This window comes from Kaistella haifensis DSM 19056 (assembly GCF_000735695.2).
Lineage (GTDB): Bacteria > Bacteroidota > Bacteroidia > Flavobacteriales > Weeksellaceae > Kaistella > Kaistella haifensis.
On sequence record NZ_JASZ02000031.1, the window covers coordinates 1 to 23383 of the forward strand.

At 36.4% G+C, this 23383-nt stretch carries 27 protein-coding genes and 1 tRNA gene; 12 read left to right on the forward strand and 16 right to left on the reverse strand.

What is annotated here, in order from left to right:
• The coding region (locus tag AP75_RS11735) for a transposase (protein WP_143755878.1) at positions 1 to 450 on the reverse strand (450 nt) is incomplete at its 3' end.
• Positions 451 to 1164: 714 nt separating this feature from the next.
• Here AP75_RS11735 and AP75_RS14320 point away from each other — a divergent pair.
• Positions 1165 to 1335, forward strand: coding sequence for a hypothetical protein (locus tag AP75_RS14320; RefSeq protein WP_158212063.1), 171 nt, complete (start codon positions 1165 to 1167; stop codon positions 1333 to 1335).
• 21 nt (positions 1336 to 1356) lie between these two features.
• Here AP75_RS14320 and AP75_RS11745 read toward each other — a convergent pair whose 3' ends face one another.
• Both AP75_RS11745 and AP75_RS11750 read right to left on the reverse strand, forming a co-directional pair.
• Complete coding sequence (locus AP75_RS11745; protein WP_031501681.1) at positions 1357 to 1977, reverse strand: peptide deformylase; 621 nt, start codon at positions 1975 to 1977, stop codon at positions 1357 to 1359.
• 3 nt (positions 1978 to 1980) lie between these two features.
• Positions 1981 to 2274, reverse strand: a complete 294-nt coding sequence (locus AP75_RS11750; RefSeq protein WP_031501682.1) for a putative quinol monooxygenase — start codon at positions 2272 to 2274, stop codon at positions 1981 to 1983.
• Between the two features lie 183 nt (positions 2275 to 2457).
• Between AP75_RS11750 and AP75_RS11755 the strand changes: the two genes are divergently transcribed.
• Complete coding sequence (locus AP75_RS11755) at positions 2458 to 3786, forward strand: dihydrolipoamide acetyltransferase family protein (RefSeq protein WP_031501683.1); 1329 nt, start codon at positions 2458 to 2460, stop codon at positions 3784 to 3786.
• An 83-nt stretch (positions 3787 to 3869) separates the two neighbouring features.
• Here AP75_RS11755 and AP75_RS11760 read toward each other — a convergent pair whose 3' ends face one another.
• On the reverse strand, positions 3870 to 4319 hold the full coding sequence (locus AP75_RS11760) for a GAF domain-containing protein (RefSeq protein WP_031501684.1): 450 nt from the start codon (positions 4317 to 4319) through the stop codon (positions 3870 to 3872).
• Positions 4320 to 4328: 9 nt separating this feature from the next.
• Complete coding sequence (locus AP75_RS11765; protein WP_088264836.1) at positions 4329 to 5756, reverse strand: nicotinate-nucleotide adenylyltransferase; 1428 nt, start codon at positions 5754 to 5756, stop codon at positions 4329 to 4331.
• A gap of 57 nt (positions 5757 to 5813) precedes the next feature.
• Between AP75_RS11765 and AP75_RS11770 the strand changes: the two genes are divergently transcribed.
• Both AP75_RS11770 and AP75_RS11775 read left to right on the forward strand, forming a co-directional pair.
• The gene (locus tag AP75_RS11770; RefSeq protein WP_088264820.1) at positions 5814 to 6578 is read left to right on the forward strand and encodes an MBL fold metallo-hydrolase; all 765 of its coding nucleotides are present in this window, start codon (positions 5814 to 5816) and stop codon (positions 6576 to 6578) included.
• 108 nt (positions 6579 to 6686) lie between these two features.
• A tRNA-Leu gene (locus AP75_RS11775) sits at positions 6687 to 6768 on the forward strand.
• 519 nt (positions 6769 to 7287) lie between these two features.
• Here the strand turns inward: AP75_RS11775 and AP75_RS11780 are convergent.
• A complete protein-coding gene (locus AP75_RS11780; protein ID WP_088264821.1) occupies positions 7288 to 7488 on the reverse strand; it encodes a DUF2459 domain-containing protein in 201 nt (66 codons plus the stop codon).
• A 334-nt stretch (positions 7489 to 7822) separates the two neighbouring features.
• Complete coding sequence (gene queG / locus AP75_RS11785) at positions 7823 to 8749, reverse strand: tRNA epoxyqueuosine(34) reductase QueG (RefSeq protein ID WP_031502249.1); 927 nt, start codon at positions 8747 to 8749, stop codon at positions 7823 to 7825.
• A gap of 113 nt (positions 8750 to 8862) precedes the next feature.
• Between queG and AP75_RS11790 the strand changes: the two genes are divergently transcribed.
• The 5 genes from AP75_RS11790 (at position 8863) to AP75_RS11810 (ending at position 13365) form a co-directional block, all read left to right on the forward strand.
• On the forward strand, positions 8863 to 9150 hold the full coding sequence (locus AP75_RS11790) for a rhodanese-like domain-containing protein (RefSeq protein WP_031502247.1): 288 nt from the start codon (positions 8863 to 8865) through the stop codon (positions 9148 to 9150).
• 207 nt (positions 9151 to 9357) lie between these two features.
• On the forward strand, positions 9358 to 9921 hold the full coding sequence (locus AP75_RS11795) for a hypothetical protein (RefSeq protein WP_088264822.1): 564 nt from the start codon (positions 9358 to 9360) through the stop codon (positions 9919 to 9921).
• A gap of 109 nt (positions 9922 to 10030) precedes the next feature.
• On the forward strand, positions 10031 to 11074 hold the full coding sequence (locus tag AP75_RS11800) for a glucokinase (RefSeq protein WP_031502243.1): 1044 nt from the start codon (positions 10031 to 10033) through the stop codon (positions 11072 to 11074).
• A 93-nt stretch (positions 11075 to 11167) separates the two neighbouring features.
• Positions 11168 to 11833 carry an alpha/beta hydrolase family protein gene (locus AP75_RS11805; protein WP_088264837.1) on the forward strand — a complete coding sequence of 222 codons (666 nt, stop codon included), beginning with the start codon at positions 11168 to 11170 and terminating at the stop codon, positions 11831 to 11833.
• A 113-nt stretch (positions 11834 to 11946) separates the two neighbouring features.
• Complete coding sequence (locus tag AP75_RS11810) at positions 11947 to 13365, forward strand: L-serine ammonia-lyase (protein WP_088264823.1); 1419 nt, start codon at positions 11947 to 11949, stop codon at positions 13363 to 13365.
• Between the two features lie 25 nt (positions 13366 to 13390).
• Here the strand turns inward: AP75_RS11810 and AP75_RS11815 are convergent, their stop codons facing one another.
• From AP75_RS11815 to tsaE, 4 genes are all read right to left on the reverse strand, one after another.
• A complete protein-coding gene (locus AP75_RS11815; RefSeq protein WP_088264824.1) occupies positions 13391 to 14236 on the reverse strand; it encodes a prephenate dehydrogenase in 846 nt (281 codons plus the stop codon).
• Between the two features lie 31 nt (positions 14237 to 14267).
• Positions 14268 to 14639: a DUF4258 domain-containing protein gene (locus AP75_RS11820; RefSeq protein WP_088264825.1), complete on the reverse strand. Its 372-nt coding sequence runs from the start codon at positions 14637 to 14639 to the stop codon at positions 14268 to 14270.
• Positions 14640 to 15833 carry an alanine dehydrogenase gene (locus tag AP75_RS11825; RefSeq protein WP_088264826.1) on the reverse strand — a complete coding sequence of 398 codons (1194 nt, stop codon included), beginning with the start codon at positions 15831 to 15833 and terminating at the stop codon, positions 14640 to 14642.
• A 132-nt stretch (positions 15834 to 15965) separates the two neighbouring features.
• On the reverse strand, positions 15966 to 16373 hold the full coding sequence (gene tsaE, locus AP75_RS11830; protein WP_031502326.1) for a tRNA (adenosine(37)-N6)-threonylcarbamoyltransferase complex ATPase subunit type 1 TsaE: 408 nt from the start codon (positions 16371 to 16373) through the stop codon (positions 15966 to 15968).
• Between the two features lie 211 nt (positions 16374 to 16584).
• On the opposite strand from tsaE, the gene dnaG reads away from it, so the two are divergent.
• Together dnaG and clpP are read left to right on the forward strand one after the other, a co-directional pair.
• Positions 16585 to 18510, forward strand: a complete 1926-nt coding sequence (gene dnaG / locus AP75_RS11835) for a DNA primase (RefSeq protein WP_031502324.1) — start codon at positions 16585 to 16587, stop codon at positions 18508 to 18510.
• An 87-nt stretch (positions 18511 to 18597) separates the two neighbouring features.
• A complete protein-coding gene (gene clpP / locus AP75_RS11840) occupies positions 18598 to 19281 on the forward strand; it encodes an ATP-dependent Clp endopeptidase proteolytic subunit ClpP (RefSeq protein ID WP_031502322.1) in 684 nt (227 codons plus the stop codon).
• A 72-nt stretch (positions 19282 to 19353) separates the two neighbouring features.
• Here clpP and tpiA read toward each other — a convergent pair whose 3' ends face one another.
• From tpiA to AP75_RS11860, 4 genes are read right to left on the reverse strand one after another with little or no spacing between them, the layout of a single operon-like run.
• Positions 19354 to 20112, reverse strand: a complete 759-nt coding sequence (gene tpiA, locus AP75_RS11845) for a triose-phosphate isomerase (protein ID WP_088264827.1) — start codon at positions 20110 to 20112, stop codon at positions 19354 to 19356.
• Positions 20113 to 20150: 38 nt separating this feature from the next.
• Entirely contained in the window at positions 20151 to 20501 is a 351-nt protein-coding gene (locus tag AP75_RS11850; protein WP_031504905.1) for a tellurite resistance TerB family protein, read from the reverse strand.
• Positions 20502 to 20528: 27 nt separating this feature from the next.
• Complete coding sequence (locus AP75_RS11855) at positions 20529 to 21614, reverse strand: BT_3928 family protein (protein ID WP_088264828.1); 1086 nt, start codon at positions 21612 to 21614, stop codon at positions 20529 to 20531.
• Positions 21615 to 21637: 23 nt separating this feature from the next.
• A complete protein-coding gene (locus tag AP75_RS11860) occupies positions 21638 to 22198 on the reverse strand; it encodes a DUF1599 domain-containing protein (RefSeq protein ID WP_031502378.1) in 561 nt (186 codons plus the stop codon).
• Between the two features lie 95 nt (positions 22199 to 22293).
• Between AP75_RS11860 and folP the strand changes: the two genes are divergently transcribed.
• The gene (gene folP / locus AP75_RS11865; protein WP_031502376.1) at positions 22294 to 23136 is read left to right on the forward strand and encodes a dihydropteroate synthase; all 843 of its coding nucleotides are present in this window, start codon (positions 22294 to 22296) and stop codon (positions 23134 to 23136) included.
• Between the two features lie 6 nt (positions 23137 to 23142).
• On the opposite strand, the gene AP75_RS11870 is transcribed toward folP, so the two are convergent.
• On the reverse strand, positions 23143 to 23379 hold the full coding sequence (locus AP75_RS11870; RefSeq protein WP_031502374.1) for a hypothetical protein: 237 nt from the start codon (positions 23377 to 23379) through the stop codon (positions 23143 to 23145).
• Between the last annotated feature and the right edge of the window lie 4 nt (positions 23380 to 23383).

The window sequence follows — 23383 nt, forward strand, 5'->3', positions numbered from 1 at the left end:
ATTGGCCTTAATGAAGGCTGAATCCACCGCCTGGCGCTTCCCGCGCACCATGCCTTTCTCTATGCAGAGGCTCAGGATTTTTTGGAACAGTTTCATAAAGAGTTCCTCCCCGAAAAGCGCCCGCGTCCTGGATATGGTGGAATGCCACGGAAGCTCCTCATCCAGGTCGTAGCCCAGGAAAAGGCGGATGGAGAGGCTGTCTGAACAGAACCGCAGCAAGGCGCGGTCGCTGTTTAAATTGTTCAGGTAGCCCACTAACAGTATCTTGAAAAAGACCACAGGATCGATGCTGTCCTGCCCGCAACGGCCGTAATAATGAGAGGTTGACTTGTAGAGGAAGCTAAAGGGTACTTCCTGACTGATTTTACGGTAGAAATCATCCTGGGGAACGAGCCCCTCCAGGCTGAGTTCGTAGAAGATTTTCGGTTCAAATGTTTTTCTGCCTTGCATACGCTAATTTACGGAGAATAAACGATATATACAATTGATTTTCAATATTTTAAACCCGTTTATAACCACATTTTCTATTTCTGAAATCTTTTTACCGTATCTTTGAAAAGAGGTTGTGCAACAGGCACATTGTATTTGCAAAAAACGGGGTTGAAGATTTAATAGAACTACCAGTTGCATTTAGTCGCGCCTGCTTTTTCGTTCCACATATTTTTTGTAGTTTAGTTCCACGAAAAAAGCATTCGCTTCGGTTGGTCGAAATTGAACTTTCAGTTAAATTTAGCCCGCCCTTCGCAAATACTTTTTCCGTTAGCCGCAATTCCCCTACTCGAAAACGAAGTTGTTTTTAGCCGCTAACGAGGAGGAGTCGGCGTGAAAAATTCAATATTCCAAATCCATTATTTCTTACCTTAGTACCTGCTCCTTGAAAAGACCGGTTTAAGCAATGGTGTTTAAAAAACCCGTCTGCAATTCAGGTAAGATTGCACAAAAGTCTTTGGTAGTAATACTTCAGACGGTGTTAGTTTTTAATGGTGAGTCCGCCAAAAGCAGATATCCCGATCAGAATAATTTCAAATTTAGCAAAGTGCAATCCTTGGAGTTTTTATTGGTTTAATTTAAAAAATTAAGACATGGAAATTTAGAACCAGAGCGGCAATAGAACCTATCATCGGACATTTAAAAACCGATTTTAGGCTGGCAAAAAATTACTTCATGGGAGAAACGGGACCACAAATCAATGCATTACTAGCTGCAACCGCTTGGAACATGAAGAAAATGATGGAACTACTGAAACAGAAAATTATTTTCTTATTTTATAAGATACAAATTATGCTGTTTTCTAATCCTGTTTTTAAATATAAATTAAATAGTGGGTTTTGTTAAGGAACGACTAAGTAAGTCTGTTTATTTTACGACCTCTTGATAGGTCTGTACAGGTTGAAAATTCTTGTTTTTTTGCTCTTTAATTTTATCTGAAATTAGAATGCCAAAAAGATGGTCAATCTCGTGTTGTACAATTACAGCGGTGAACCCTTCGATAATTTCGATGTGTTTTTTGCCATTTAAATCTTCATATTTAAGCTGTATCACTTTACTTCGATAAAATTGATCCCGAAAATCTGCAATCGACAAATCGCCCTCTGGTCCTAGATTTAAAATTTCGGATTTCCAGGTAATAACCGGATTAAGGAAATAATGTAATGGTTTTTGAGGCAAATCAAACCGTTGAACCCAAATAATATTCCGGTTTATTCCTACTTGTGGTGCGGCAATTCCAACGCCGCTTTTGGTAGAAAGCAATGCGAGTTTCATGCGGTTTACTAGTATTTTGGTATATCGATTTCGCGGTTTCACTTTGATTGATTTTGCTAGCAAAACCTTGTGCTGCAACGAATCTTCTTTTTGAAAAATCGGAAGTGGAGTGGTGATTTCTCCTTCCATAATTCTGGATTTTTCAGATTTAGTATATTGTTGTCCGTAAGCTAAAAAGCCTAGGAAAAGAAAGAAAATCGAAAGCCGTTTCATGGGTTAAAAGGTTTTAAATCCTTTGTAAACTTCGGTGTTTTTCTCGAGCATTCCCGAAATCTGTAATCTAAATTCATTCAAATGTTCGGTGCCGGTATGTTGGTAATGGTGTTCCTGGGTTTCCCAAAGTTCTACAAGGAAAAATACACCTTTGTTTTCAATGTCTTCTATCAAATCATATTGTAGGCAGCCTTCTTCTTTTCGGGTTTCGAATACCAATTTTTTCAGAAGTTCGATGGCATCCATTAAATAATTTTCTTTGATGTGAAATAAGGCTACGATGTATAAATTTTTCATTTTTAATAAAATATTAATGCAAATTTAATCATTGCCTACTGAAGTTTACCGAAAAACTTTTCCACAAATTTGAAGAATTTAACCTGAAAAAATATTTGTCATAAAAACAAAAAACCGGTACAAAAATTAAGATTTCTTTAATCCACAAAAATTTTTATCTTTGTGAAAATCCAAATTAAAAAAATGGCAGAATATAAATTGTTACTTCCTTCAATGGGAGAAGGCGTGATGGAAGCTACAGTGATCACTTGGTTGTTTAATGAAGGCGATACCGTAAAAGAAGACGATTCTGTCGTTGAAATTGCGACCGATAAAGTAGATTCTGATGTTCCAACACCAGTTTCGGGTAAAATTGTTAAAATCCTAAAGCAGAAAGATGAAGTTGCTAAAATTGGTGAGGCGATCGCGATTCTGGAAGTTGATGGTTCCGGTGATGCTGTAGCAGAACAGCCACAGGAAAGTAAATCTCATGCCGAAGTGCAAACTGAAATTCCTCAGCTTTACAAAGAAGAAGTAAAAGAATTGGAAAAACCTTTGCAAAATTATGCGCCACAAGAGTTTTCCGGTGAAATTTACCTTTCTCCATTAGTTAAAAATATTGCTCAGCAAGAAAATATTTCCGAAACCGAATTGCAATCCATCAAAGGAAGAGGTTTGGAAGGTAGAATTACCAAAGAAGATATTTTAACTTATGTTGCAAATCGCGGTAATGATAAACCGGCGGAAGTTATGCAAACATCGGCTCCTATAGCTGCTTCGGTGCAAGTTTCGGCTCCGGCTGCAGTACCTGTGAAAGTAGGAGAGGGCGATGAAGTGATTCAGATGGATCGCGTTCGAAAAATTATCGCAGATGCAATGGTGAATTCGAAAAGAATTTCTCCACACGTTACTTCTTTTATCGAAACTGACGTTACAAACGTCGTAAAATGGAGAACGAAACATAAGGATATGTTCGAAAAGCGCGAAGGTGAAAAACTGACTTATATGCCAATTTTCGTGAAAGCAATTGTGAAAGCAATTCAGGATTTCCCATTGATTAATGTTTCTGTGGACGGTGATAAAATCATTAAGAAAAAGAATATCAATATTGGTATGGCCACGGCGCTTCCAGATGGAAATTTGATTGTTCCGGTAATTAAAAATGCCGATCAGCTGTCACTTTCAGGGTTGGCAAAAGCAATTAATGATTTAGCATACCGAGCAAGAAACAAAAAACTCAGACCTGAAGATACACAAGGTGCAACTTATACCATTTCCAATGTTGGTGGTTTTGGTAATTTAATGGGAACACCGATCATTCCACAGCCACAGGTCGCAATTCTTGCCGTTGGCGCAATCGTTAAGAAACCTGCAGTTCTCGAAACTAAAGACGGCGATGTAATTGCAATCCGTAGTCTGATGTTCATGTCACATTCATACGATCACCGTGTGGTAGATGGTTCTTTGGGAGGCATGTTCCTGAAACATGTCCATGATTATTTACAGAACTGGGATTTGAATACTGAAATTTAGTAGTTCGTATTATAAAAAAAACCTTCGGAGAATTTCCGAAGGTTTTTTTGTGATATTTATTTCTTTTTAAGAGAAAGTTTTCATTACATAATCTTTGCAATCTCGTCGCAGAGCCATTCCAGCATTTCGCGGTCTTCCGCAGTGAATGGATCTAAAGTATGAGAATCAATATCGATTTGCCCGATATTTTCGCCATTTTTGATGATAGGAACTACAATTTCAGCTTTTGTATCAATAGAACAGCTTAGATAATTGTCCTGATTATGAACATCCGGAACCACAAAAGTTTCGTTGGAAACCGCTACCTGTCCACAAATTCCTTTTCCGAAAGGGATAATGGTGTGATCGGTTTCTGCTCCAACATAAGGTCCCAAAATAAGTTCCTCTTTGTCGCCATTTTTAAAGTAAAATCCAGTCCAGTTGAAATAGGATATTTCTTGATCCAGAAGTTGACAAATTTTTTGAAGTTTATCCTCAGTATTTTGTGTTGGACTTTCTAAGATTGATGAAAGTCTTTTTTTTATTTCTGACATTGTATGATTTTAAGAAAATTCTTTGAGTTTTAGTTCATCTTTGTAGCCGAACATTCCGCGTTCTTTAATCATATCGGCAACGCCTTCGGGTACTTGTTTTTCCCAACCGGTTTCGTGGTTGGCAATTTTGTTGAGTATTTCGCGCGAGTAGATTTCAGAGTAATCTGGGTTGTAATCTTTAATATCAACAATTCGCTGATTGAGTTTGAAATATTTGTATAATTCCTTTAAATTATCTTGAACTTTTAAGTTATTGGAAGTTAATGATTCGTGTGTTTCAGGATCTTTATAAGGATAAAGATATACTCTCATGTGTTGTTTAAAGAATTTCCCAAATGCCTCCAAAATTCCACCGGAAAGATTTTTGTAATAATTTTCATCAAATACATCCAACAGGTTATTTACGCCCATTGCGACACCGATTTTACCATTGGTATAATTAGCAAAATAATCGATAAGACGATAATATTCGGAGAAATTCGAAATGATAACGGTGTAACCCAATTTAGCCAAAACATCCACTCTGTCGAGGAAATCCCTCTCATCAATATCGCCGGCAGCTCTTAAATTTGAAATGGTAATTTCGAAAAGTACAACGGTTTCTTCGTGTCCGCAATTGGAATCGTTCATAAACATTTCCAGACCTTTCTCGAACATATCGATGTTGACTAACGTTACCGGTCGGAAACTTCCTCGTACCGCGAAGATGTTTTTTTTGTAAAGTATATCTGCGGGCAACATATTGTTACCTTCCGAGTTGAAAATCACAGCATCCGTCATACCACTTTTTACAAGCTGCAGACTCATCAATCGGTTATCAACATAAGTGAAAGCCGGACCGCTGAAGTCTATCATGTCAATTTCCACATTGTCGGTAGAAATATCATCATAAAGTGATTGAATCAGCTTTCTTGGATTATCGGAAAGGTTGAAAGCGCCGTAAATTAAATTTACACCGAGACTTCCAAGTGTTTCCTGCTGCAATGTCGCATCATTTTCTTTGAATTTAACATGAAGGACGATTTCGCTATAATCATCGGTTTCGTCCAACTGAAAACGTAAACCCACCCAGCCGTGACCTTTCATGGTTTTGTTGAAATTGATGGTTGTTACCGTATTTGCATAAGAAAAGAATTTTCTGCCTGGATTATTTTCTCTAGTTAATCGTTCTTCAATTAACGCAACCTCGTAGCGAAGCATTTTACGGAGACGATTTTGCGTCACATATCTGTTTTTGGTTTCTTTACCGTAAATCGCGTCGCTAAAATCTTTGTCATATGCGGACATCGCTTTCGCAATGGTTTGTGAAGCTCCACCAGCTCTGAAGAAATGTCGAACAGTCTCTTGTCCTGCCCCGATTTCGGCAAAAGTTCCGTAAATTGTCGGGTCTAAATTAATCGCTAAAGCTTTCTGTTTTGGTGTTAATTTTTGATTAATCACTGGCAATTCTATTTTTTTGTAAATTTACCAATAATAATACCAACGTCAAAAAAAATGAAGTTGAAATTTTTAGGAACCGGCACTTCTCAGGGGATTCCTGTAATTGGTTGTAAATGTGAAGCTTGTGTATCATTTGATCCCAAAGATCAACGTTTTCGTTCGTCAGCTTTGGTTACTACAGGTGCCGGAAAAAAGCTCCTTATCGATTGTGGACCGGATTTTAGGATGCAAATGTTGCAGAATAATGAAGACCGTGTGGATGCGATTCTCCTTACCCATGAACATAATGATCATGTAATTGGTTTGGACGATGTGCGCCCATTGATATTCAAGACCAGGAAAGATATGGAAATTTATTGTTCCAAAAGAGTAGGAGATGAGTTGAAAACTCGTTTTGCTTATGCGTTTGCCGAGGATAAATATCCCGGAGCGCCTTCGTTTGAACTCCATGAGATAACAGGAAATTTTGAATTGTTTGATGCTAAAGTGATTCCTGTGGAGGTGATGCATTATCAGTTGCCGATTTTTGGATTTAAGTTGAAGAAATTGGCATATATTACCGATGCGAGTTTTATTTCGGAAACTGAAAAAGAAAAGTTGAAAAATCTGGATTATTTGATTCTGAATTGTATTAGAAAAGAGCATTTCCACCCTGCGCATTTCATATTGCCCCAAGTTTTGGAACTTTTCGAGGAGCTGCAGCCAAAAAAAATGTATTTAACGCATATTTCTCACCACATGGGTTTGCATGCTGTTACTGAATCGGAACTCCCTGAAAATGTACATCTTGCTTATGATGGATTGGAAATTGAATTTTGATAAAAAGCGACGCAATCGCTGAAACATCTTATAAATAATGAAATTTATAGAAAAATTATTTTTCAGAAATAAAAATTAATTCTATATTTGCACACCAATTTAAAGCAAGCCCAGTTGGCGGAATTGGTAGACGCGCTAGACTCAAACTCTAGTACCGCAAGGTGTGCCGGTTCGATTCCGGCACTGGGTACAAAAAACGCCGTTAATCATTGATTAGCGGCGTTTTGTATTTTTACGTTAGTTCATTTGTCCACAATTTGTCCGTATTCGACAAAAATTTTGATTAAAATTTTATTTAAGGCCCAATATTTTGATTGATGATCATTCTTCTGATCAAAACAAATTGCCTGGGATTTGCGCAGGCTCAATTTGCAGGTTTGCAGCTCGTATTTTTATCAGGTTATTCCATCGTTTCAACGCTTTCTGAACGCTTTCAAAACTTCTTAAAATGTACTATATCTGGATGGAAAATCAGATTTTTTGAAGATTATTAATAATAATTATATACATTTGCACAGTTCAAAAACAAAATTATGTTCAATCAATTACATCATTATCATTTTCATTCTTGCACTTAAGCGAGCTGATCATGGTATGTTGTAACTTCAAAATATCTAATCCCGTTTGAGTAAATCAAGCGGGATTTTTCTTTCTTCGGATGATTTTCAGCATGCGATTTACTCAGACTATTTAATAAAAATTAAAATGTCTAAACTGATAAGGTATTTTCAAACGGAATTTCTTTGCTCCAGTCGAATTCTGCAGATTTCAGCGGAACTACCAAATCGGAATGAACTCCATTGGTTAATATGTAAAATTCTATTTTTTCCGGTTCTGTTACAGGCTTTTTAGGAATTTCAATATACGGAATTAGCAGCGCACATAAAACATAAAGTCCCACTAATCCCATGATTACTACGAGAGCCTTCAGTAAAAAAAGTATAATTTCTTCATCTTCAAATGTAACAAAAAATTAATGCAAAGAAAGTTTAAAATGGTTTTTCGAATGAAAATTTTTACTAAATTTAAACAGACAAAAAACAATAATGGATGCCTAAGAAATCTAAAAAAAACAAAAGATAAAAAATTCGTGTAAAAACAGCTCCGAAAAGAGTCCCGAAAAGACGTTGATTTTCAACTGAAATTTTTCAGGTTTTTATACTGTTTTTTTTGAACTTTAATTGAATTAAAGTTTTACAGCTAGTTTTCTCTCATTTTTGGAAAATCGAAATTTCCGAAAGGCATTACTTACCCAAAAATTCGATATTTCTTTTTAAGCCCGCAAACTTGGTTCTTTTCACCGGAGATTTTCGAAAGATTTCTGAAAAAATCTCTTGCGAAAGTTCTTTCCAATCCTCTTTTTTTGCATTTTCAAGAAAGTGATTCGGTTTGAATTTTTCCTGATGATGAGGTGCTGAAAACCGATTCCACGGACAAACATCTTGGCAAATGTCACAACCAAACATCCAATCTTCCATTTTATTTTTAAATGTTTCGGGGATTTCGTTTTTCAGTTCAATGGTTGCATAGGAAATACATTTGCTTCCATCGATAATTTTCTCAGAAACAATTGCGTCCGTTGGGCAAGCCTCTATACATTTGGTACAGGTACCGCAATGATCGGTGGTTGGGGAATCTTCTTGAAGCTCCAAATCAATCATTATTTCTGCCAAAAAATAAAAAGAACCGCTTTGTTTGGTGATGAGGTTTGCGTTTTTTCCTACCCAACCGATTCCGGATTTTTTCGCCCAACTTCTTTCCAAAACCGGCGCGGAATCTACAAACACCCGACAATGAAAATCTCCGATTTCTTCTTTCAATTCCGCCACCATTTCATTTAAGGTTTCTTTGATAATCTCGTGATAATCTTGTCCGTAAGCGTATTTTGAGATTTTAAAATTATCAATTGACGAAATTTTATCTTTCGGGAAATAGTTATAAGATAGAGAAATTACCGATTTGCAACCTTCGACCAACAAAGTAGGATCAAGTCTTTTATCAAAATAATTTTCCATGTAAGCCATTTCCCCGTGATAATTGTTGTTTAGCCAATTTTCGAGCGGTTTGGCATCTTCTTCTAGAAAACCAGCTTTTGAAATTCCACAACTTTGGAAACCAAATTTTTTTGCTTTGGTTTTGACGAGTTGAGAATATTTTTCGGCGTAATTCATTTTGATATTGCAAAACTAACATTATTTCATAAATTTGCTATTAGATTTTGCGAATCCTGTTCCCATACTTGGATTTTGTAAAGAGTTTTTTATGTAACCTTAAAACAAATTATATGTCATTAGTAGAGGTATTAAAATCTGGAAATTATCATTTAATCGACGTTCGCGAACCTATGGAACTGGAAATGAACGGTCATATTGAAGAAGCTCAAAATATTCCTTTGGGTGAATTAGAAGATAGAAAGCAAGAAATTCTGAATCTTAGCGGTTTCAAAATTTTCTTTTGCAGAAGCGGAAACAGAAGCGGGCAAGCCGTAGAATATTTCAAATCTCAAGGGATGACCGATGTGTACAACGGAGGTGGATATGAAGAAATGAAGGAAACGCTGGAAAGTTTATAACACTAAAAATAAGTCAGATTTTTAATTTGGCTTATTTTTTTACCCAAATGTCATATAATAAAAGTCAAAAAATATAAATGTTTGTTTAATTTTTGTTAATTGATTATCAATTATTTATGATGTTCTCGGTAAATATATTCTCTTTCTAAATCATTTTTGGCACGATTTTGACAAGTAATCATTTCGTAAAACTTAAAATTTAGAATTATGAATTCAATGAAGAAAACAGTCCTAGCTTTAGGAGTAATGACAGCAGGATTAGTAAGTGCACAAAGTTCGGATATGAGAAACATGATTAAAGTAGGTGCAAATGTTGGTTTAGCAGTTCCGGCTGAAAATGCTTCTGCAAAATTAGGTCTAGACGTTGCTTACCAAAATTTGGTAACTCCAGGATTTGGTCTAGGTATCGCAACTGGTTATAGCCACTTCTTCGGGAAAGAAAACAACGGAAATAATAATAATGATTTCGGTGTAGTTCCTGTAGCTGCTCTAATTAGAGTATATCCAAAACAAACTGGTTTCTATTTGGGAACTGACCTTGGTTACGGTTTCATCGTTGGTGATGACAAAGTTGCTTCTAACAGTAACGTTGATAGACCTGACGGAGGTTTCTACATCAAACCAGAAATCGGTTACCACAACAGAGATTGGAACTTCGCTCTTCAATATCAAAAAACCTTCACTGGTGATAAAGGTGAAATCGGATCTCAAAAATACAACGCTGGCGCAATTGGCGTAGGTGTTGGTTACAACATTCCATTAGGGAAATAATCAATCTTTTGATTTTTTATAAAACTAAGCCTTCTCGAATTTTATTTGAGAAGGTTTTTTATATTTATTACAAAACAATTATTATCTTTGGTAGATAACACTCACCACAATGGAAACTAAAAATAAATTCAAACTTTTCTTGCCAAAAATTACGGAAGATTCCAACAGTAAAATTACAGTGCTCTCCGCCGATGTAAGGAGCAATGTTACCTATATTGCTTTGTATGAAACTGTTGACAAAAAAGTTGTTCAGAAACACGAAAGCAGCTACCCAACGGAGGATTTTGCTTCTTTTTCCGAAATCGCCAATCGTTTTATTTCCGATTTTTCGCTTTCCGGAATTTCAAAAATTGCTGTAGCAGTTCCAGGTCCGGTAATTGGTGGCAAAAGTGCGCCTGTTCGGTTGCCTTGGACTTTGGATTCTGAAGAAATTAAAGCAAAAACTCAGGTAGAAAAAGTTTATCTTATCAACGATATGGAAGCTTCGTCCTATGGTTTAGGAAATGTTGACGAAAGTAACTTTCTTACCATTCATCAATCCGAAAATTTCATTCCCGGAAATATCGCCGTTTTAGCTCCAGGTGCGGGATTAGGAGAAGCTGGCTTGTTTTGGGATGGCGATACTTTAAGACCTTTTGCTACTGAAGGTGGACATTGCGAATTTTCCCCGCGAACCAATGAGGAGGTTGAATTTTACCAATTTTTACAGAAAATTTATGGTATTGTAACTTGGGAATCGGTACTTTCCACCTCTGGTTTATTCAATATTTATCGTTTTTTAAGAGACGTAAAACAGCAAAAACAACCGGAATGGCTTACCAAAGAAATCGAAGCAGACAACTTCACCGATGCTTTGATTAATGGTGCTTTGGAAAATAAAGATAGAATTTGCAAAATGACCGTGGATGCCTATATCATGTATCTTGCCAGAGAAGCCAATAGTTTGGTATTGAAGTTAAAAGCAACCGGAGGTTTGTTCCTGAGTGGTGAAATTCCGGTGAAACTTCAGCAATACCTTAAAAACGATAAGTTTTACAAAAGTTTTATCGTAAGCGATAAAATGGAAGTGGTACTGAAGGATATACCAATTTATCTTGTAAAAGACGAGAAAACCATCATCAATGGTGCTGCTTTGTATGCTGCATTTTCTTAAAACTGCATTCAATAAATATAAAACTCCGGCATTCGTCGGAGTTTTCTAGTGAATTAATTGCACAATGAAAATCTTATTTTTTATTTTTACCAAATGAAACTTTACGTTATTAGCGGATTAGGAGCAGATTTTAAGGTGTTGGAAAAAATAAAATTTCCAGCAAATCTCGAAGTGATTTTCGTTCCTTGGTTGATTCCAGAAAAAGGCGAACATTTTAAAGATTATGTCTTGAGAATTGCCGAAAACATCGATGATTCCCAACCGTTTTCTCTTCTCGGATATTCTTTTGGTGGAATTATGGTGCAGGAAATCGATAAGATAAAACCTGCTGAAAAAATCGTGATTCTGGGAAGTATAAAATCCGATAAAGAAAAATCCAGATTTATCAAAGTAGGTGAGGTGACACGCATACCGAAATATCTTCCCGAAAATATTTTTACCGAAAAATCAGCGCTTGGATATTCATTTATTAGGAAACTTTTCGATCCGAATAACCCAAGAATAATGGAATATTTTAACGTTCGAAATCCATATTATTTGAAATGGAGCATCGAAAAAATTGCCGCTTGGAAATTTGAAGAAAACCCTAAAGTGATACAGGTTTTAGCGGATAAAGACATTGTTTTTCCCATCAAATATTCCAAACCCAATTACGTCATCGAAAACGGAACGCATCTTTTTCCGGCAACCAAACCGAGAGAAGTTTCCACTATTTTACAGGAAATTTTCGCTCCGGATTTGTCTTCATCGAAGGAATAAATTTATGTTTATTAAACGGTTTTTTAATTAAAACTTAAAAATAATTTATTTCCGGGAAATGTTTTCTCTTGGTTAATTTTAATATTCAACAAAAAAGCTATTTTTGTATCATTATGCAATCTATCAGTGTTTTTGAAATCATCAAAGTCGGAATTGGTCCATCGAGTTCGCATACTATGGGTCCTTGGAATGCGGCAGAAAGTTTTCTAAATTTAATTCGCAGAAGCCATTCAATTTCTGAAGTAAAAGAAGTTTTTGTTGAATTTTTCGGTTCGCTTGCCAAAACAGGAATTGGTCACGGAACTGATATTGCCGGAATGCTGGGACTTTCCGGCGAAAATTTCAAGACCATTGATACATCGTCCATCGATTCGAAAATTGAAACCATAAAATCTTCTAACCAAATAAATCTTGCCGGTGAAAAGGTAATTCCTTTCGTTTATGGTAAACATTTAATTTTAAATAAAGAAAAATCCTTAGATTTTCATCCAAACGGAATGATTTTTCAAGCCGTTTTCGAAAATAGTGAAACATTATCCCAGGATTATTATTCAGTTGGTGGCGGTTTTATTGCGACTCAAGAAGAGAATTCGCTGGAGAAGCATTGTATCAGAACGCTATATCCGTGTCATAATGGCGAAGCGATCATTAAATATGTTAATCTGTTAAATTTGAACCGAATTTCAGATTTAATATTGCTCAACGAAGAATCTTGGCGCAGAAAAGAAGAAACAGAGAAAGAAGCACTTTATATTTGGCAACAGATTAAAGAATGTATTTACAAAGGCGTAAACAGGGAAGGAACGCTTCCTGGTGGATTGAATGTAACGCGCCGGGCAGCTGGTTTGAACCGAAAATTATTGAAAGATAAAATCTACAGAAATATCGACGAATGGTTCCGAATGGTGGTAGATGCTGAAGAAAATTTTGTAAACATCAGCAAATGGGTTACGTGTTTTGCATTGGCGGTAAATGAAGAGAATGCGAGTTTCGGGCGTATCATCACAGCACCTACCAACGGAGCAAGTGGAGTGACTCCCGCGGTTTTGATGTATTCACAAGCTTTTACAGAATTCAATAAAGAAGAAGATATCGTCCGTTTTCTTTTGGTTGCAGGCGAGATAGGTACACTATTCAAGAAAAATGCAACGATTTCTGCAGCAATGGGAGGTTGCCAAGCGGAAGTAGGAGTGTCTTCGGCAATGGCAGCAGCCGGTCTTACGGAAATTATGGGCGGAACTCCCGGACAAGTGCTTATGGCAGCGGAAATTGCAATGGAACACCATTTGGGAATGACCTGCGATCCTATTGCAGGTTTGGTACAAATCCCTTGTATTGAGAGAAATTCGATGGGCGCTATAAAAGCGATTACCGCGGCGAATATCGCCATTGAATCGGATCCATCCAAAGCCAGAGTTTCCCTAGATCAGGTAATTCAATCGATGTGGGATACCGCGCAAAGCATGAATGATCGTTTCAAGGAAACTTCCGAAGGTGGATTGGCAATTGCGGTAAATGTGGCAGAATGTTAAGCTGAAATTGAGGAGTTTTATCAAATTATTTATCTAAAATTCCTCTGATTTTATTGGCATTTCTAATGAGATCTTCCAACAAATCATAATTCTCTTTTTCTAAAGCAGATTTGAATTTTCTTAGTTGCGAAATATGCTCATTGAGTACATCCAGCACATTTTCTTTGTTTTGTTTAAAGATTGGAACCCACATTTCCGGATGCGATTTCGCCAAGCGAACCGTACTTGAAAAACCGGTACTTGCAAGCTGAAAAATCGTTTCTTCTTCGCGTTCTTTTTCCAAAACAGTGTTCGCAAGTGCATAAGAAGTGATGTGTGAAATGTGTGAAATATAAGCGGTATGAATATCATGATCATCCGAATTCATGTAGATCAAATGCATATCGAGGTTTTCAATTACCTTTTGTACCATTCTCAATGCATCTTCAGCAGAATCTTCTCGATCGCAAACGACGGCAGCTTTTCCAGAAAAACTTTCTGAAATCGCGGATTTAGGACCCGAATTTTCCGTTCCCCACATCGGGTGAAAAGCAACGAAACGTTTCCTCATCGGATGATTGCGAACAGCTCCTACGATTCCGTGTTTGGTGGAACCTACGTCCATCACTGTTTGGTTGTCATTGATTAAATCGAGTACGCTTGGTAAAATTTTTCTTGCCGCATCTACAGGAATAGCGATAATCACCAATTCCGATTGGCTCACCGCGTTTTCGAGAGAAGAAATTTCGTCGATAATTCCAAGATTTTTGGCTTCAGTTAAATGATTTTCATTTTGATCTACCCCAAAAACATAAGAAACCAATCCTGCAGATTTTAGTTTCAATGCCATGGAACCTCCAATTAATCCAACACCGATGATCGTAATTTTCATCCTTCAACAATACTTTAATTAGAATTTTATCTTAACGAAGTTTCTTTAAGGTCTTGAAAGTTGCATTTTCCTTGCATTTTTCAAAACCGATTTCAAATTTTGGGTTTTTATTCGGGTACGTAAGCAGATATTCAGGGCAAGGTTTTTTCTGAGCTTGGCTTCTATCAAAATCGATTGAACCTTTAGTGATAATGCTGTCCTTCAAAAATTTTTCATCTATATTGTTCAGTTTCATCTGTTCTGAAAACGCAGGTGTATAAACTATTTTTTTAGAAAGGGTTTCTGCTATTACTCTGGAGTTTGGAAGATATCCGCTACAGCTTGCGCCTTTTTTGTTTAGGATAAAAAATACCAACATCAGCCCGGGAATTAGGCCGATAAAGAAAAATTTCAATTTTCTCATTTAAAAAATTAAAAGGTTGATGTCGTGGTATGTTAAATTGAATCGGTCGCAAACCAGTTTTTTTGTATGACGACCTTTGTACATATACAAAGATTGCTTCATTTCGTTTTTACGAACCAGCATGTTCTCGAAACCGCCTTCTTCATCATAATTAAGGAGATAGCTGAGGAAGAAATTAGAAACAGCTTTCGTAGTTGTTCTTGGCATTTTCGAGGTAAGGTTCGGTAATCCGCAATGAATTACACCATGTTTGATGATGTAAGGATTTTCCATATCGGTAAGCTCCGAAGTTTCAATAATATTTCCGTTATCGATGGTTACATCGATAATTACGCTTCCTTTTTTCATCTTCGAAACCATTTCTTCGGTCACGACAGGAGCTAAACTGTTCTTCGAAAGTGCACCAATCACAACATCTGCGCGTTTCAGACTTTTAGAAAGTTCTTTAGGGTCAATAATAGAAGTCGGTACTCTGCCGTCAACCATCATATGTAATCTGCGGAGTTTTGATAATGAATTATCAAAAACTTTTACACTTGCTCCTAATCCTAAAGCGGCTTTGGTAGCGAATTCTCCAACGATTCCTGCTCCTAAAATCACCACTTCGGTTGGTCGAACTCCGGTGATTCCACCCAACATTAATCCATTCGATAATGCCAATAATTCCGCAGCATAGAGGATGGAGATATTTCCCGCTATTTCACCAATTAATCTCACCAAAGACAGTTGCTTATACTCATCCACAATGAATTCAAAAGCAATGGCATTGATTTTTTTCTCGGAAAGTTTCTTGAAATAATCTTGATCTCTGAGGTTGATTTGCAACGCAGAAACTAGGTAGGTACAAGGTTTTAAATATTCAATTTCTTCTTCAGTCGGAGGATTTATTTTCAGCACCAAATCCTGCTGGAAAGCTTCTTTCGGATCCTGCGTAATGGTCGCTCCCGATTCCGAATATTGCAAATCGGTGAAAAATGAACCTTCGCCCGCGCCACTTTCTACGATAATCTGGTGACCGTGCGCCACCAAAACCTGTACTGCATCGGGAGTGAGGCAAGTTCTACGTTCGTTCAGGCAGGTTTCTTTCGGTACCCCGATGCTGAACTGTTTGCCTTTTTTGATCACTTCCAATTTCTCTTCTTTTGGGATGAGTTCTTCCTCTGAAAAAGGAGTGAAAACATGTGTATTGCTCATTAGAAATCAATAATTATTTAATAGAAATCTTATCATTTAACTGCAAAGATAATCATTTCGTAAGGATCTGTACTTCGGTTGCTTAAAACTTGCTGAGAATCGGTTTTATTTAAAGTTTTTAAAATCTTTTTTTTAAACGAAATCAATTCTTCTTGTTTCTCCATCATTTTCAATTTGGAGTTCATGATGTGGGAAATCCTCGAGTTCTTCTTCATAAATTTCAGGCCATTCGATAATGCACAGATAGGAATTATCGAGATATTCCTCAATACCGATGTCATAAACTTCAGCGAGGTTTTTCATCCGGTACAGATCAAAATGGAAAACATTTCCTTTCGGAGTATGATATTCATTCACAATCGCATAAGTTGGCGAAGAAACCTCGTCGATGCTGCCCAGATTTTTCAATAAAAACTGTGTAAAAGTCGTTTTTCCTGCTCCTAAATTTCCTTTCAAAAGCAAAATAGGATGTTGTAATTCCGGGAGAATTTCATTCACTACATTTTGCCAATCTTCTATTTTATTGATGTTGAATTGCATTTTGGATTATTTTTTCAAAAATAATTAAAATTTGTTGGGCGCGAGCGAAGCGAGCGCCAAAAAGTGGAATCATAACAAATGTTATAAATCTTTTTTTTACTTAAAACTTTTCAGGATTCATCAATACATTATTGAAAAATAATCTCATGAGGCGTTTCGTTTAACCTTAAAGCTCCCGTTTTTTATTCTAAAAAATTCATATTTTTACACCATGATTTCAAAAGCAACCATCGATAAAATATTCTCCACCATTCGTGTTGAAGAAATTATTGGTGAATATGTGCAACTGAAAAGAGCGGGATCCAATTTTAAAGGATTAAGCCCTTTTCATGACGAAAAAACTGCAAGTTTTGTTGTTTCACCAAGCAAGCAAATCTGGAAAGATTTCTCCAGTGGAAAAGGAGGTACGGCCATTTCTTTCCTAATGGAAATCGAAAACTTCACCTATCCGGAAGCGCTTCGGCATGCAGCAAAAAAATACGCGATCGAAATAGAAGAGGATACCCGCGAACTTACTGAAGACGAAAAAAAGTCACAGACCGATAAAGAATTATTATATAAAATTCATGAAATAGCTAGCAACTTTTTTCAGGAGCAACTTTTTGAAACTGAAGTAGGCAGAACCATCGGTTATTCTTATTTTAAAGAAAGAGGTCTTCGCGATGAAATCATTAAAAAATTTCAATTGGGATATTCCCCGGAAAAGAAAAATGCTTTCACGCAATATGCTTTAGATAAGGGTTATTCCAAAGAAATTTTAGAGAAATCCGGACTTTCGATTTTCCCTGAAAACTCACCTAACGGTGTCGATCGATTTCGAGAAAGAGTGATTTTCCCCATTCACAGTTTTTCGGGCAGAGTTTTAGGTTTCGGAGCGAGAATTCTTAAAAATAACGTCAAAACTGCCAAATATCTCAATTCCCCTGAGACGGAAATATACCATAAATCCAATGTTCTTTATGGTTTAAACCAATCGAAACAGTCGATTTCCAAAAACAATCTTTGTCTTTTGGTGGAGGGTTATATGGATGTTATAGCGCTACATCAAAGCGGAATAGAAAATGTAGTTTCTAGTTCCGGAACTGCACTTACGGTAGAACAAATCAAGCTGATTAAGCGACTTACCGAGAATGTAACCATTCTTTTTGATGGTGATAAAGCAGGAATTAAAGCGAGTTTCCGAAGCATCGATATGTTGCTTTCCGAGTCTATGAATATTCGCGTTTTGCTTTTCCCTGATGGCGATGATCCGGATTCTTTTGTCAGAAAACATTCACAAGAATATGTGGAAAATTTCATTCAAAAAGAAGCCAAAGATTTCATCGATTTCAAAGCAGAAATTCTTTTAAAAGAAGCTGGCGATGACCCGATAAAAAAAGCAGAATCGATCCGTGATATCGTGAAATCGGTCGGTTTTGTTCAAAATGCACTAAAACAAGAGGTTTATTTAAAAGAAGTTTCGAATAAGTTTCAGCTTTCCGAACAATCACTTTTTAATGAATTGAATGTACAGAAACAGCTTCAAAAACAACAAAACACGCCACAACATAAGCAAGAAGCGCCGATAAAAACTAAACTGGAAAAAGTTCCCGAAGTCATTGATTCGGTAAATCCGATTTTGGTTTTAGAGGAAAAAATGGTGGAACTGATGTTGAAATATGGTGACCGAATTCTTAACCGAACTGATGAAGAAAATAATGCTTATCAAATAACGGTTATCGAAGAAATTATCACACATTTGGAAGTCGACCAGTGCGAAATTCAGTCACCATTGAACCAGAAAATTATTGATGAAATAAAATCGGGAATTGCTGAAAACGAGTTGCGTTCGGGGAATTTTTTCATGACGCTAATGGACGAAGAAATTACAGGGAAAATTGCTAATGCTTTGGTGGAACCTTATGAAAATAGTGATTGGGGTAAGTATCAAATATTTTTTAGTACGGAAGAAGAAGTGCTTCCGAAATTGGTTCAGGATGTGATTTTTCGGTATAAAAGAGAGTATATCCTGAAAATCATTAATGATATGAAAATGCAACTTTCGGAAAATGAAAACAACGATGAAACGTATAAAAAAATCATCAGTCTCAACCAACTTAGAAAAGAGCTTGATGAAAAGCTTTTCAGAGTTTTATGACAGTTTGTCGGATTCTCAGTTGTGGAATATTGTTTGTAAATTAGTCAGCATTAAAAATATATCTTAAATTTTGTAATTAAAAATAGTATGGACATAAAAAAAGATTTCAGAGATTTCTCTGTAAAACACTTGGGTAACAGCGGTTTGGTGACCGATCAATATATGGGAATGTTTGGACCAACCAATCTTACGCCTTATATCATGGAAGAAAGAAGATTAAACGTGGCACAAATGGATGTTTTTTCACGTTTGATGATGGATAGAATCATTTTTCTGGGAACCGGAATTGATGATCAGGTAGCGAATATCGTGACGGCTCAGCTTCTGTTTTTAGAAAGTTCGGATTCTTCCAAAGATATTCAAATCTACATCAACTCGCCTGGTGGAAGTGTTTACGCCGGTTTAGGAATTTATGACACGATGCAAATCATCAAGCCGGATGTTTCTACAATTTGCACCGGAATGGCAGCTTCGATGGGTGCTGTACTTTTGGTAGCCGGAGAAAAAGGGAAACGTTCCGCATTGAAACATTCCAGAGTGATGATTCACCAACCTTCAGGTGGCGCACAAGGTGTTGCTTCTGATATGGAAATTAACTTAAGAGAAATGTTGAAACTTAAAAAAGAGTTGTACGATATTATTTCTATCCATTCCGGGCAAACCTATGAATGGGTTGAAAAGGCTTCTGACAGAGATTATTGGATGACATCTTCCGAAGCAAAAGATTTCGGAATGGTGGACGAAGTTTTAGAAAGAAAAGTAGAAAAGTAATCAAAACCATTACTTTGCTCCAAAAAAAAGAACGCAAATCTGCGTTCTTTTTTTATGTTATTGGGATATTTTTTAGTTAAAACCTTCAATAATTTTCGCAAAATCTTCAGCTTTCAAAGCAGCGCCGCCAACTAAACCTCCGTCGATATCCGGTTGAGAGAAGATTTCTTTAGCGTTGTCGGGCCTTACAGAACCACCGTACAAAATTGAGATTTCGTTAGCTACATCTTGTCCGTATTTTGCAGCAATCAAGCTTCTGATGTGCGCGTGAATTTCCTGAGCCTGTTCCGGAGATGCAGTTTCGCCGGTTCCGATTGCCCAAACAGGTTCGTAAGCGATCACTACTTTCTTGATTTCCTCAGCAGAAAGCGTGAAAAGTGCAACTTCAGTTTGGTTTTTCACGACTTCCAAATGTTGTCCGGCTTTTCTTTGTTCTAAAGTTTCACCATTGCAATAAATTGGAGTTAATCCTTTATCTAAAGCCAATTTTACTTTTCTGTTGCAGTGCGAATCGGTTTCTCCGTGATATTGTCTGCGTTCGGAATGCCCGATAATTGAACCGGTTACATCGATGGATTTCAGCATATCAGCGGAAATTTCACCTGTATAAGCGCCACTTTCATGCTCACTCATATCTTGTGCAAAAACCCCGATCTCGTCTTGCTCATAAATATCTTTTGCCATCATTAAATAAATCGAAGGCGGCGCGATCCAAACTTCACAGTTGGTGGCATTGTTTTTTTTGTATTCCAGTAATTGAAACATTAATTGTTGGGCTTCAATCACATTTTTATTCATTTTCCAGTTTCCTGCAACGATGTTTTTTCTCATAATTTTCAATTTGTATGTTTTTCCAGATTATTGGATTTTTAGTCCAGATTCCAGATGTTTTTTAATAATTTGTAAAATCGGTGCTCATCTTCGCTCACTTTGTCATCCGCTTTAATTAATGATTTTGAGAATTCGACAAAACTTTTTCTCTCATCTTCAACCGAATCGTCATAGAAACATCTGGCGTGAAATTCGAAATGATCTTTCCAATCTTCCGGTTGCAATGTGGCAATGACATCAAGTTCGTTATCTAGATTCATTTTAAAAGGAAATTCTTCTGCAAGATATTCTTGCACTTTTAATCCTTCAGCCGGAGCAAATTCCCCATCAACAGACGAAAGGATCATTAAAAGATGATAACCTGCGATGGATTTATTAGATTTTTGCATTGTATGGTAGTATATATTTGTTGAAATTTATTTTTTCAAGTAATCTTTTGCCGACATTTTGTCAACGATTTTTCCATTTTGTAAAGTTAAAACAAATGGGTTGCTTCTTGCAATTGTTTTGATCGCAGTAGCATCCATTGTAGCATTATCAATCGTTTTAAAAGTGTTTGGCTGGGTTGAAATTCCCAATACCAACGCGTTTTTTTGAGATTTAACTTTCGATTCGGTTTCAGCGATTAAATCTTTGTCGGCTTCGTTGGGTTTGTATGAAAAAATTAGAATGGCATTCGGTGATTTCAGAATTTTATCGGTCAATTCCATTCCTTCCGGAGTTTCAGGTTTAAACTTCGAAATTTCTGATGAATAACCTTCTTTCACGATTTTTGAAGTTGTTTTGCCGTCCTCGATTTTCCAGGGCGAACCTTCTTCCCAATATTTTTTGTCGTTCACATATTCATCCTGATTGACTTCTAAAACTTCGCCGTTTTTAGTATTTATTAATGAATAATAAGTTTTGTATTCAGAAGGATCTTTCTCTAATTTCGATTTTTCTGCGTTTAAATCGGTTCCTATTTTATAATCTCTGAAATCGATGAGCGGTTCATGCAAAATTCCATGAGCGATGACGAATCCCATGATGATTGAAAATAGTGAAAGTGCAACATATTTCGATGGATTTTTTGCCTGAAGCAACTGAAACTGATTTCTGTACAAAAGCCACAACAAAATTAAACCGATCAACAGCACTAAATCCTTGAAAAAACTTTGCCAAGGCCTGAATTTCAGGGCATCTCCGAAACATCCACAATCGGTAACTTTATTGAAATATGCCGAATAAAACGTGAGGAATGCGAAAAATATACATACCGCAATAAGCGCAGAAAGCGTGAATTTAAGACGTATTCTTAGCAATAACATAAATCCTAAAACCAATTCCAGAACCACTACGAAAATTGAAATCGCTAATGCTTGATTTTCCAAAAATGGCATATTGAACACCGATGGTGAAAAATATTCTTCCAATTTAAACGAAAATCCCACCACATCAACCGCTTTCACAAAGCCGGATGCAATAAAAATGAGGGCGATGATGATTCTTAAAATGTGTTTCATGGATAAAATTAGTTTAAATTTCCTTAGATTATTTTATGTTCAAATTGTTCTTCCGAAAGTTTAATCAAACAAAAAACCGCATAATTCAGCATATCGAAATAATTGGCATCGATTCCTTCCGAAACCAAAGTTGCTCCGGCGTTATCCTCTATCTGTTTGGTTCTTAGTACTTTCTGGAAAATTAAATCGGTGATTGATGAGATTCTCATTTCTCTCCAAGCTTCACCATAATCATGGTTTTTGCGCAACATCAGTTCTTTTGCTTCGTTTGCAAAATGGTCGTACAAATTCAAAATTTCGTTTGTATCCTGCTTAAAGTCATCTGCGAATCCTTTTTTCAACTGAATTAATCCGATAATTGCATAATTCACAATGGCGATGAAATTTTCCTCTTCAGATTCACCAACCTTGGAAATTCCTGTGGTTTGAAAATTTCTCAAACTTTTTACTTTAATGAAAATCTGATCCGTTAAAGAAGGAGTTCTGAGTACGCGGAAGGAAGCACCGTAATCACTAAGTTTTTTACTGAATAAATCTCGACAGGAGCTGATAATTTCGTCGTATTGTAATGATGTTTTCTGCATAAAAATTTCTAAACTTTTCAAAGATAAGAATTTTGATAGGAAGTTGGAAGTTCAATGCAGAAACTTTCTGGCAAGTATTTGCTAAATTTGCGCCTATGAAACCTGAAGTTTATAAAAATTTTTCGCCTTTTTTTTCTGTTAATTGTCGCGGCAATCTTCTCGATTTGTCTTCTCCGAAAATTATGGGAATTCTCAATTTAACTCCCGATTCCTTCTCGGACGGAGGTCAATTTAATGACGAAAAATCAGCTTTGCTTAATGCTGAAAAAATGATTAATGATGGTGCTGAAATCATCGATATCGGTCCGCAATCGACGCGTCCAAATGCCCAGTTTTTATCGTCAAAAGAGGAAATTTCACGGATTGGGAAAATGATTTCTTTGATGAAAAAAGAATTTCCTAAAACTTTGATTTCTTTGGATACTTTTTATGCCGAAGTGTTGGATTTCGGTTTTAATGAAGGTATAGATCTCGTAAACGATATTTCCGGTGGAATGTTTGATGAAAAAATGTTTGAAACTGTCGGAAAAACAGGACTTCCTTATATTTTGATGCATGTGAATCCGACTTATGAATCAATGCATGAAAAATTGATCGAGGAAGATATTATAGTTAATATTAATCGTTATTTTTCAGAGAAAATCCAGCAATTACAAAGTTTTGGGGTGAAAGATATTATTCTGGATCCAGGTTTCGGATTTGGAAAATCGGTTAAGCAACAACATCAAATGATTGATGAGATCGAGCATATTGGATTCGGAAAATTTCCTCTGTTAATAGGGATTTCACGGAAATCTTTTATCTACAAACCTTTAGGAAAGGGACCGCTGGAAATACAGGAGGAAACGCAAAAACTTCATCTGAAAATGCTTAATAAAGGAGCGCGAATTTTTCGCGTACATGATGTTGCCGCGACCAAGAGAACTTTAAGCGTTTAAAAAAAATTAATTTAACGAGGAAAGTTTTTCAGCGTATTCTTTTGCGAAAATTTCGCGATCTTCATTGAGCTTTTCTAAGTTTTCTGGCAAAATATAATTGAAAAGCAATTGCTCTTCATCATCCAAAAAAATAAGTTCTTTTTCCTCGCCATCGATCATTTGGGCGAAAATTTCCCACATGGAAGTGTCTCTCGATTTCAAAAGTTCGAAAAATTGAGAAGCTTTAATTTGAATGATTTTCATTTGA

Excerpts from the sequence above, each read along its gene's own strand:
- AP75_RS14320 (WP_158212063.1), top strand. The coding sequence starts at position 1,165 with ATGGGAGAAACGGGACCACAAATCAATGCATTACTAGCTGCAACCGCT.
- AP75_RS11745 (WP_031501681.1), bottom strand. The coding sequence starts at position 1,977 with ATGAAACGGCTTTCGATTTTCTTTCTTTTCCTAGGCTTTTTAGCTTAC.
- AP75_RS11750 (WP_031501682.1), bottom strand. The coding sequence starts at position 2,274 with ATGAAAAATTTATACATCGTAGCCTTATTTCACATCAAAGAAAATTAT.
- AP75_RS11755 (WP_031501683.1), top strand. The coding sequence starts at position 2,458 with ATGGCAGAATATAAATTGTTACTTCCTTCAATGGGAGAAGGCGTGATG.
- AP75_RS11760 (WP_031501684.1), bottom strand. The coding sequence starts at position 4,319 with ATGTCAGAAATAAAAAAAAGACTTTCATCAATCTTAGAAAGTCCAACA.
- AP75_RS11770 (WP_088264820.1), top strand. The coding sequence starts at position 5,814 with ATGAAGTTGAAATTTTTAGGAACCGGCACTTCTCAGGGGATTCCTGTA.
- AP75_RS11780 (WP_088264821.1), bottom strand. The coding sequence starts at position 7,488 with ATGGGATTAGTGGGACTTTATGTTTTATGTGCGCTGCTAATTCCGTAT.
- queG (WP_031502249.1), bottom strand. The coding sequence starts at position 8,749 with ATGAATTACGCCGAAAAATATTCTCAACTCGTCAAAACCAAAGCAAAA.
- AP75_RS11790 (WP_031502247.1), top strand. The coding sequence starts at position 8,863 with ATGTCATTAGTAGAGGTATTAAAATCTGGAAATTATCATTTAATCGAC.
- AP75_RS11795 (WP_088264822.1), top strand. The coding sequence starts at position 9,358 with ATGAATTCAATGAAGAAAACAGTCCTAGCTTTAGGAGTAATGACAGCA.
- AP75_RS11800 (WP_031502243.1), top strand. The coding sequence starts at position 10,031 with ATGGAAACTAAAAATAAATTCAAACTTTTCTTGCCAAAAATTACGGAA.
- AP75_RS11805 (WP_088264837.1), top strand. The coding sequence starts at position 11,168 with ATGAAACTTTACGTTATTAGCGGATTAGGAGCAGATTTTAAGGTGTTG.
- AP75_RS11810 (WP_088264823.1), top strand. The coding sequence starts at position 11,947 with ATGCAATCTATCAGTGTTTTTGAAATCATCAAAGTCGGAATTGGTCCA.
- AP75_RS11815 (WP_088264824.1), bottom strand. The coding sequence starts at position 14,236 with ATGAAAATTACGATCATCGGTGTTGGATTAATTGGAGGTTCCATGGCA.
- AP75_RS11820 (WP_088264825.1), bottom strand. The coding sequence starts at position 14,639 with ATGAGAAAATTGAAATTTTTCTTTATCGGCCTAATTCCCGGGCTGATG.
- AP75_RS11825 (WP_088264826.1), bottom strand. The coding sequence starts at position 15,833 with ATGAGCAATACACATGTTTTCACTCCTTTTTCAGAGGAAGAACTCATC.
- tsaE (WP_031502326.1), bottom strand. The coding sequence starts at position 16,373 with ATGCAATTCAACATCAATAAAATAGAAGATTGGCAAAATGTAGTGAAT.
- dnaG (WP_031502324.1), top strand. The coding sequence starts at position 16,585 with ATGATTTCAAAAGCAACCATCGATAAAATATTCTCCACCATTCGTGTT.
- clpP (WP_031502322.1), top strand. The coding sequence starts at position 18,598 with ATGGACATAAAAAAAGATTTCAGAGATTTCTCTGTAAAACACTTGGGT.
- tpiA (WP_088264827.1), bottom strand. The coding sequence starts at position 20,112 with ATGAGAAAAAACATCGTTGCAGGAAACTGGAAAATGAATAAAAATGTG.
- AP75_RS11850 (WP_031504905.1), bottom strand. The coding sequence starts at position 20,501 with ATGCAAAAATCTAATAAATCCATCGCAGGTTATCATCTTTTAATGATC.
- AP75_RS11855 (WP_088264828.1), bottom strand. The coding sequence starts at position 21,614 with ATGAAACACATTTTAAGAATCATCATCGCCCTCATTTTTATTGCATCC.
- AP75_RS11860 (WP_031502378.1), bottom strand. The coding sequence starts at position 22,198 with ATGCAGAAAACATCATTACAATACGACGAAATTATCAGCTCCTGTCGA.
- folP (WP_031502376.1), top strand. The coding sequence starts at position 22,294 with ATGAAACCTGAAGTTTATAAAAATTTTTCGCCTTTTTTTTCTGTTAAT.
- AP75_RS11870 (WP_031502374.1), bottom strand. The coding sequence starts at position 23,379 with ATGAAAATCATTCAAATTAAAGCTTCTCAATTTTTCGAACTTTTGAAA.